The sequence below is a fragment of the Colwellia sp. MEBiC06753 genome (assembly GCF_053470325.1).
In genome coordinates this window covers 150,316-158,347 of record NZ_JBQMTM010000008.1, presented here as the reverse complement: position 1 = coordinate 158,347, position 8,032 = coordinate 150,316, and the positions used below count along the sequence as shown (strand labels likewise).

General features: G+C 40.1%; 8 protein-coding genes. 5 read left to right on the top strand and 3 right to left on the bottom strand.

The genetic code is table 11. From position 1 onward, the window contains the following. Positions 1-732: 732 nt before the first annotated feature. Together ACOB82_RS08700 and trmA are read left to right on the top strand one after the other, a co-directional pair. Positions 733-1,485, top strand: coding sequence for a hypothetical protein (locus ACOB82_RS08700; RefSeq protein WP_448212585.1), 753 nt, complete (start codon positions 733-735; stop codon positions 1,483-1,485). Positions 1,486-1,570: 85 nt separating this feature from the next. Beyond that, positions 1,571-2,668, top strand: coding sequence for a tRNA (uridine(54)-C5)-methyltransferase TrmA (trmA, locus tag ACOB82_RS08695; RefSeq protein ID WP_448212584.1), 1,098 nt, complete (start codon positions 1,571-1,573; stop codon positions 2,666-2,668). 15 nt (positions 2,669-2,683) lie between these two features. Here the strand turns inward: trmA and fabR are convergent, their stop codons facing one another. After that, positions 2,684-3,304: an HTH-type transcriptional repressor FabR gene (gene fabR, locus ACOB82_RS08690; RefSeq protein ID WP_448212583.1), complete on the bottom strand. Its 621-nt coding sequence runs from the start codon at positions 3,302-3,304 to the stop codon at positions 2,684-2,686. Positions 3,305-3,467: 163 nt separating this feature from the next. Between fabR and ACOB82_RS08685 the strand changes: the two genes are divergently transcribed. From ACOB82_RS08685 to ACOB82_RS08675, 3 genes are all read left to right on the top strand, one after another. After that, entirely contained in the window at positions 3,468-4,586 is a 1,119-nt protein-coding gene (locus tag ACOB82_RS08685; protein WP_448212582.1) for a fatty acid desaturase, read from the top strand. 88 nt (positions 4,587-4,674) lie between these two features. Beyond that, positions 4,675-6,096, top strand: a complete 1,422-nt coding sequence (gene sthA, locus ACOB82_RS08680) for a Si-specific NAD(P)(+) transhydrogenase (RefSeq protein WP_448212581.1) — start codon at positions 4,675-4,677, stop codon at positions 6,094-6,096. Then, entirely contained in the window at positions 6,096-6,602 is a 507-nt protein-coding gene (locus ACOB82_RS08675) for a SixA phosphatase family protein (protein WP_448212580.1), read from the top strand. Before sthA ends, ACOB82_RS08675 begins: the two co-directional genes overlap by 1 nt. 57 nt (positions 6,603-6,659) lie before the next feature. On the opposite strand, the gene ACOB82_RS08670 is transcribed toward ACOB82_RS08675, so the two are convergent. Continuing rightward, complete coding sequence (locus tag ACOB82_RS08670; protein ID WP_448212579.1) at positions 6,660-7,025, bottom strand: hypothetical protein; 366 nt, start codon at positions 7,023-7,025, stop codon at positions 6,660-6,662. Between the two features lie 11 nt (positions 7,026-7,036). After that, the gene (locus ACOB82_RS08665) at positions 7,037-8,026 is read right to left on the bottom strand and encodes a putative metalloprotease CJM1_0395 family protein (protein ID WP_448212578.1); all 990 of its coding nucleotides are present in this window, start codon (positions 8,024-8,026) and stop codon (positions 7,037-7,039) included. Positions 8,027-8,032 lie beyond the last annotated feature (6 nt).

The following is an 8,032-nucleotide window of genomic DNA, read 5'->3' as shown; positions in this document are numbered from 1 at the left end:
GCCGCCAGCGTTCAATCTGAGCCATGATCAAACTCTTCAATTAAAATCGTTTGTTGAGACATCTCTTATAAAAGAGCGTCTCGGCTCAATGAATTCTGTACAAAATAAAACTTAAAAAAGTATTTTTGCATGAACTTCACTGAGTTAATTTTTGCTACCGAAGTAGCTTATTTGTAAAATCAACATCATGTGAATGTCCACACAAATTGCATGATAACTAATTGTTAAAGATGCCTACCAAAGTAGGTATGCCGAACTGTTCATGAATGAACGCGTTGTTCGGCGCAGGCTATCAATCTCACTCGTTGCTAGACCGCTTGTTCTCTTTCAGGTCATTCCCTGTCAGAGCGGATGCGTATTCTACTCATCCCTGTTTCGATGTCAACAAGTTTTTTGAAAATTTCTTTAAAAAAGTTTTTCAAACTTATCTGACCCGTTTAATGCTAAATCGTTAACACTAAACTGTTCAAAACAGCATTCTCAAGTCTCCCTGGGAAGTGGATGCGCATTTTAGGGATTTTTTAGAAAGGATCAAGCACTATTTTTAATTTATTTACTGTTTGCTTTTTTATTGAACAAACCGCCGATATTACAGTCATAACAAATGAAATATGTACAAAACTAATAGCAATGGACGCGTGAATTGCGCTATCTAGGTTTTAAACAGCGAGTCTTAGTAATTTATTAAGGAAATAATATTACTAGCATATAGAAATAAAGAGTTTTAAATAAATGAGAGCCTTAGTATTAGTTATATTTGTTTTTCTTACCGTTCAACAAGCAATTGCCACCAATTACCAACATAAACATAAGGCACAAGCAATTACTAACTTTTTAGAGCAACAAGTTAGTGCCACTAATAGCGTAAAAAAAGGCGTTCAGGCAATGCTGACGATTTATCCTGAGCAGGTAAACGTTATTATGCCTATTGCATTAGATCGTTACCCTGACCAATACCAAGCAATAATTGCTGGAGCTATTAGTGCAGAACCTGCATTAACTAGTGATGTAGTCGCTGCAGCAATTGCCAGCGGTGTTGCTAGTAGTGAAGCTATTGTTCAAACAGCCATTGAAGTTGAACCTAGCTATGCTAAAGAAATAGTCACCACTGCCTGTACAAATGATATCAATGAAATAAATAACATCATGCGAGTGGCGGTTTCCACTCGAGCAATAGACGCGGATGATATTGTCGATGATACCCTTGCGCTATTTCCTGAACATATAACTGATATATTAATTGGCGCAATAGAGGCGCTTCCAGAAAAAATTACCGACTTTGTCAGTTCTGCATTATTAATGTTTCCGGAAGATAATAGCGAAATTGTCGGTACAGCAATTAAACACAATACCGCATTAAGTAATGAACGCGTTGTGTTATCAGCTATTGATAGCGGCATGGACAAATCAGCAGCAATTGAAGCTGCAATTGAAGCAGGAGCCACTGCCAACGAGTTCAGTGCGATTACTATAGTAAAAGACTAAGAATAAAGGCTAAGTAAAAGGTAGAGCGCTGGACAAATAATAGATTATGTATAAGATCTGCGCTCCACGAAATTAAGGTACTCGCATGTTCGATCATATTCGCCCAGAAAATTACGATGCACAGTTAATAGAAAAGCAGTCAGAAATTACTGCTATGTTTGCAGAGTTTAATCCACCTGCTTTAGCATCTTTTCCATCACCACCAACTCATTATCGTTTACGCGCAGAATTTCGTGTCTGGCATGATGGCGATGATCTCGACTATATAATGTTTAATAGTGAAACTAAGGAAAAGTATAAAGTTACGGAATTTCCAATTGCGAGTGTACTAATTAACCAGGCAATGGCAAAACTAATTACTTATGTTAAAACTAATGAAGTATTAAGACGTAAGTTATTTCAGGTCGACTTTTTATCAACATTAAGTGGTGAGTTACTTGTTAGTTTGCTTTATCACAAGCAGTTAGACGAACAATGGGTAACTGAAGCAAACGCATTAAAAGCGCAATTAAGTGAAATTGCCAAAACCGATATTATTGGCCGAGCTAAAAAACAAAAAATCATTTTAGATAAAGATTATGTAGTCGAGCAGCTGACAGTCGATGGTAAACAGTTTGTTTATCAGCAAGTAGAAAATAGCTTTACCCAACCCAATGGTGCAGTTAATCAACATATGCTGTCTTGGGCGAGAACAGCTTGCGCTGGTCGCGGTGGCGATTTAATTGAGCTTTATTGTGGCAACGGAAACTTTAGTATTGCCTTAGCGGATCAATTTGATCGCGTTTTAGGCACTGAAATATCAAAATCATCAGTAAATTCTGCGCAATACAATATTAAAGCAAACAACTTAACCAACGTTGATATTGTTAGAATGTCGAGCGAAGAATTTACTCAAGCGATGAATGGTGAACGTACGTTCAGACGATTAGAGGGGTTTGATTTAACAAGCTATCAATACGATACCGTGCTTGTTGATCCACCAAGAGCTGGGCTTGATGACGAAAGCGTGGAACTAGTTCGTCAATTTGACACGATTATCTATATTTCCTGTAACCCAGAAACGTTAAAAACCAACTTAGCGGCATTAACCACTAGCCACGAAATTAAAAATTTCGCGCTATTTGACCAGTTCCCATTTACCCATCATGTAGAAACCGGTGTGGTGTTAACCCGTAAAAAGTAATTTAACTGGTTTGAATTAATTATGATGTTGGCGCCTAGCATTTAAGTCTTGGGCGCCTCGGGCAATTAATCTTAATTGTTCGATGGTGCGATTAGCCAGGTCTTCTCGTTCAGACTTTGAATAATCTAACGCTTCAGCGCCAGCACTAAATACAATAATAACCGCAGCATTCGCCTGTAAATAGGCAATATCACGCTCTAGTTTATTGGCTAGCTCGATATAATCACATAGCTCCATAGTGAAATAACGTATCTCTCTGCTGACCGCAGCCCTAAATTCTGGCGACGTACCCGAACGTTCACGCAGCAATAAACGAAAGATATTGCCATTACTTTCAATAAATTCCATAAAGGTAATAACAGAGATTTTGATCACTGAGCCGCCTTTTTCTATGCGCTGTCGAGCCTGACGCATTAATTGGCGTAACGTTAAACCCGCTTCATCGACTAAGGTTAAACCGAGTTCATTCATATCAGAAAAATGACGATAAAAAGAGGTTGGCGCTAAGCCTGCTTCTTTAGCAACTTCACGCAAACTTAAACTAGAAAAACTGCGATCAGCACTTAACTGACCAAGGGCAGCATCTATCAATTGTCGCCGCGTTTTTTCTTTCTGTTGTGCTCGAATACCGCTCATTATCAAAACCTTATCGTTAGTAACAGCCCATCATAGCGCAAATCACCAATAATTGTCAGCGCTGTAAAACACCAGATGTGACGATTTCTATCTTGACTGAATGTTGGATAAAGTTAAAATAGTGTACAAGTGTACGCTCAAATTTATCACCTTTGGAAGTTTAATGAAAAAACCCCCTCTTATTTGGCTAAATGTCATCGTGTTTTTAGTGACGTTTTTATTTGCTGCGATTGTTGTTCCTTACCGAGCATTTACTCATGGTTTTGATATGGCTGAAATTACTATGGCCATTGCGTGTTTTATTTATTGCGGTATTTCTATTACCGCTGGCTATCACCGACTTTGGTCACATAAAACTTACCAAGCTCATTGGAGTGTACGACTTATTTTTGCTTTAGGTGGTGCCTTTGCCCTGCAAAACAGCATTTTACATTGGGCATCTGATCATCGTATTCATCACAAACATGTCGATAACAACGACGTTGATCCGTATTCAGCGAAAAAGGGGTTCTGGTATTCACATATCGGCTGGATGTTAAGGGAGTATCAAGCCCATCGTTATTCAAACTACGAAAACGTGCGTGATCTGCAAAAAGATAAAATTGTTATGTGGCAGCACAAGCATTATCTACTGTTAACAATTATCATGAATTTTGGTGTGCCATTAGCATTTGGTATCTGGCATGGCGATATCATCAGCAGCTTACTACTCGTTGGTTTTTTACGACTGGTGTTAAGTCATCACACAACGTTCTTAATCAATTCATTGGCACATATTTGGGGTCGTCAAACCTATACCGATAAAAATACCGCTCGCGATAATGGTATTTTAGCATTTTTCACCTTTGGTGAGGGCTATCACAATTTCCATCATATTTTTGAAAACGATTACCGAAATGGCATTCGCTGGTGGCATTTTGATCCAACCAAATGGTTAATCAAGGGATGTAGTTATTTCAATTTAACCAAGAATTTAAGAAAAAGCCCTGAAGATAAAATCGAGAAAGCGAAACTTGCTATGGCATTAAAGCGCAGCCAGCAAAGACTTAAGGCTCATCCACATGCCGAAGAATTACTGCAAAAATTGCAAGCAGATTACGATGCACTGATTGTACGTATCAATGAATTCTATGCACTGAAAAAGCAGTTGCTATTAGCTCGCAAAGAAAAGCTGCAAAACGAAATGGAAAATTCAGAATTAATGAAACAATTTCATGAACTAAAACATTCACTTGCAGAACAACGAAAAAACTGGAACTTACTAGCAGCAAAACTCGCTTAATTACCTATGTGGTGATTAATAAACTAGTTACCTTACCTCTATTTCCTGCTACTATTTTTGCCTAGCATGGAAATAGAGGTCACTTCAATTGGCAAAAACAACTCCCCCTACTCAACAATCTTTTGATTACGACGCAATAATTATCGGTACTGGCCCTGGTGGTGAGGGTACAGCAATGAACTTAGCTAAAAAAGATAAAAAAGTCGCGGTTATTGAACGATATAAAGACGTCGGTGGCGGCTGTACACACTGGGGCACTATTCCATCCAAAGCACTTCGCCAGTCAGTAAGCCGATTAATTGAATACAATTCAAACCCACTATTTAGCGGCACCGAAAAAGCCAAGCATTTAACCTTTCCCGATATTTTAAGCCATGCCTCTGCGGTGATCCGTAAACAGGTAAAATTACGCAGCGGATTTTACGAACGCAATAGCGTTGAGCACTTTATTGGCGATGCATCATTCGTTGATGCACATACCATCAGTATTTTAAGAGAAGATGGTTCAGTCGAGTACATAACCGGCAAACAAATTGTTATTGCTACCGGTTCAAGGCCATATCAACCGGAAGATATAGACTTCAGTCATTCTCGAGTATATGACTCAGATAGCATATTGTCGCTTCAACATGACCCTCGCCATATCATTATCTATGGTGCAGGTGTTATCGGCTCAGAATATGCGTCCATCTTCCGTGGCTTAGGGGTTAAAGTCGATTTAATTAATACTCGCGACCGATTATTGTCGTTCCTTGATGACGAAATGTCAGACTCGTTGAGTTATCACTTATGGAATAACGGGGTTGTTATACGCCATGGTGAGCAAATTGAAAAAGTTGAAGCCAATGACGATGCTGTAATCGTTCATCTAGAATCAGGCAAAAAAATGCGTGCTGATTGCCTGCTTTGGGCCAATGGCCGTACCGGTAATACAAAAGATTTAAAGCTGGAAAATGCAGGGTTAACTGCCGATAGCCGCGGCCAATTAAAAGTAAACAATCATTATCAAACTGAAGTAGAAAATATCTATGCAGTTGGTGATGTTATTGGTTACCCAAGTTTAGCCAGTGCTGCCTTTGACCAAGGTCGCCTTGCTGCCAGTGCTATGATCGACAATAAAAGTACAGCAAAGTTAATAGTTGATATCCCCACCGGTATCTATACCATTCCAGAAATTAGCTCTGTGGGTAAAACCGAGCAACAACTGACCAAAGAAAAAATTCCTTATGAGGTTGGTCGTGCGCAGTTTAAGCATTTAGCCAGAGCGCAAATTGCCAATAGTTTAGTTGGCTCACTCAAAATACTATTTCATCGGGAAACTAAAGAAATTTTAGGGATACATTGTTTCGGTGAAAACGCTGCAGAAATTATTCACATTGGTCAAGCAATTATGCAGCAAACCAATGGTGGCAATACTATTGAGTATTTTGTGGAAACCACATTCAATTACCCAACAATGGCTGAAGCGTTTCGCGTGGCAGCACTTAATGGCTTGAACAGGTTATTCTAATGAAAGCAGTTCACGCACTTTGGATTTTAGTAATAATGTTATTTGCTCTGCCAGCAAAGGAAATACACGCAGAGCAATTTACTGTTTATCTTACCCGTCATGCAGAAAAGCAAAGTGAAGGGAAAGACCCAAATTTAACTGGTTGTGGTCAGTTAAGAGCAAATCAGCTGGCCGAGTTATTTAAAAATATCGAGTTAGCTGCAGTTTACAGCACGCCATATCAACGCACACTTGCAACAGCTGGTCCAACGGCTAATTCAAAGAATATTAGATTAGTGCAATACGCAGCAAATGGATTGTCACAGCTAGCCAGAACCATAAAACAAAATAAACAAACGGTTTTAGTGGTTGGTCATAGTAATACCACACCAGAACTGCTCGCACTATTAACTGGTCAAGCAAGCGCTCCGATGACGGAACAAGAATACCAACATTTGTATCAGCTACAATTTAATCATAATGAAGTTGTTGTAACCGATATAACCCAGCCATTACGCTGTAACTGACTACCGCACTAACCTACAGCATAGTCTACAGCGCTAACGGGCAATATTCACCTTGGGTTAATAGAGTGGCTTAGTGCTGCCGCTGCCTTTCTTAATTAAGGCAATATCATTAAGCGTATATGGCGTGCCCCATTGCTGAATGGTAACAACTTCACGCTCAACTTTGCCCTTATACGCGATAATATTGCCAGCAACTTTCATCTCAGCCGCCATATTCATCGGCAATAACTTGTCACCACTTTCACTGACGATGCCATAAAAGCCACCTTCAAACGATAAATACGTTACGGTACCAATTTGCCAACCTTGTTGGCGATATGCATTAGCATCCATGGTTTGTTCGGCGGCAATATTTGTACATGAGATTAAAAAAAATGCAGAGATCGCATATATCCAGCGATGCTTTGGCAAGGTAAACAACATAATTATTTTCTCTAAGCTTGTAATTCAAAGTGGTGGCGTGGTGGCCGTTCGTAGGCTTGATTAATATTAAGGTAAAATGTTTCGATACGACTAGCGCGCTCATCAACTGACTGATCTCGCTCTGGACTAGTTTGCTCCTGAGACTTTAATGTTGAAGCAATAAACTGATCAAACTCTTGAGATTTCTGCTCTGAAGCTTCCGCATTGAATGATTCGATTTCTGGTGAGTTATCGCCAAGGGGTTTAGATAAGTCATTCTCTTGAGCTTCTTCAGCGCTGGTTGTTATTCTTTCCTGTAACAGCTCTGTTTGCGCTTGCGCCAAAGCACTAGAGGCTTTAGCTGCAACTCTTAAGTCTTGTGCCGATGGATTTGCCGGAGCAAGCGCTGCATCGTAAACTTTACGCATTTTAGAAACGGTTTCTTCAGGTGAGCCTGGCTTAGATAAATCAACCGAAACCTCTCCTTCTACCGCATAACGCTTACCATTAGGGCCAACTTCATAACTATAACTTGGCGCGCCAGTATACCTTCCACCAGTAGCTGAATGTGCCTGCTCATGCGCGATCACTTCTTGATGTCTTAGCTCTAGGTCACGAACTTCCTGTCGTTCTTGCTCAGTTAATTCATTGGCGTCATTTGAGGTTTCATTGGTTTGGTCAGAACGTTTATTTTCTGATTGTTCAGCTTTTTGCTCAGGCGAACCCTGCTCCGCAGACTCTTGCTGCTGATTGCCTTCTCCAGGCTGACGCTCATTGACACGAGAACGAGCTCGCTCAGCTCGCTCTTGAATAGCTGCAAAATCAAAACCTTCTTCAGCTGCCTGTGCAGGCGTACGCACTCGTTCTTTTTCTGAAGCAACACCTTTTTCAGCTGCACTTTGGCTTAACGCCGCGGGTTGGGATATAACATCTCTTAAACTATTTTCACGACGCAAATTATCCGTCGGTGGATTAACAACGGTTGCTAAGGGAAGTTGATTGGCTTGCGGCGCGATATTCATAAGGTG

What these genes read in the sequence shown, in the direction of transcription:
- ACOB82_RS08685 (WP_448212582.1), top strand. Translation starts at nt 3,468, where the DNA reads ATGAAAAAACCCCCTCTTATTTGGCTAAATGTCATCGTGTTTTTAGTG.
- trmA (WP_448212584.1), top strand. Translation starts at nt 1,571, where the DNA reads ATGTTCGATCATATTCGCCCAGAAAATTACGATGCACAGTTAATAGAA.
- fabR (WP_448212583.1), bottom strand. Translation starts at nt 3,304, where the DNA reads ATGAGCGGTATTCGAGCACAACAGAAAGAAAAAACGCGGCGACAATTG.
- ACOB82_RS08665 (WP_448212578.1), bottom strand. Translation starts at nt 8,026, where the DNA reads ATGAATATCGCGCCGCAAGCCAATCAACTTCCCTTAGCAACCGTTGTT.
- ACOB82_RS08670 (WP_448212579.1), bottom strand. Translation starts at nt 7,025, where the DNA reads ATGTTGTTTACCTTGCCAAAGCATCGCTGGATATATGCGATCTCTGCA.
- ACOB82_RS08700 (WP_448212585.1), top strand. Translation starts at nt 733, where the DNA reads ATGAGAGCCTTAGTATTAGTTATATTTGTTTTTCTTACCGTTCAACAA.
- ACOB82_RS08675 (WP_448212580.1), top strand. Translation starts at nt 6,096, where the DNA reads ATGAAAGCAGTTCACGCACTTTGGATTTTAGTAATAATGTTATTTGCT.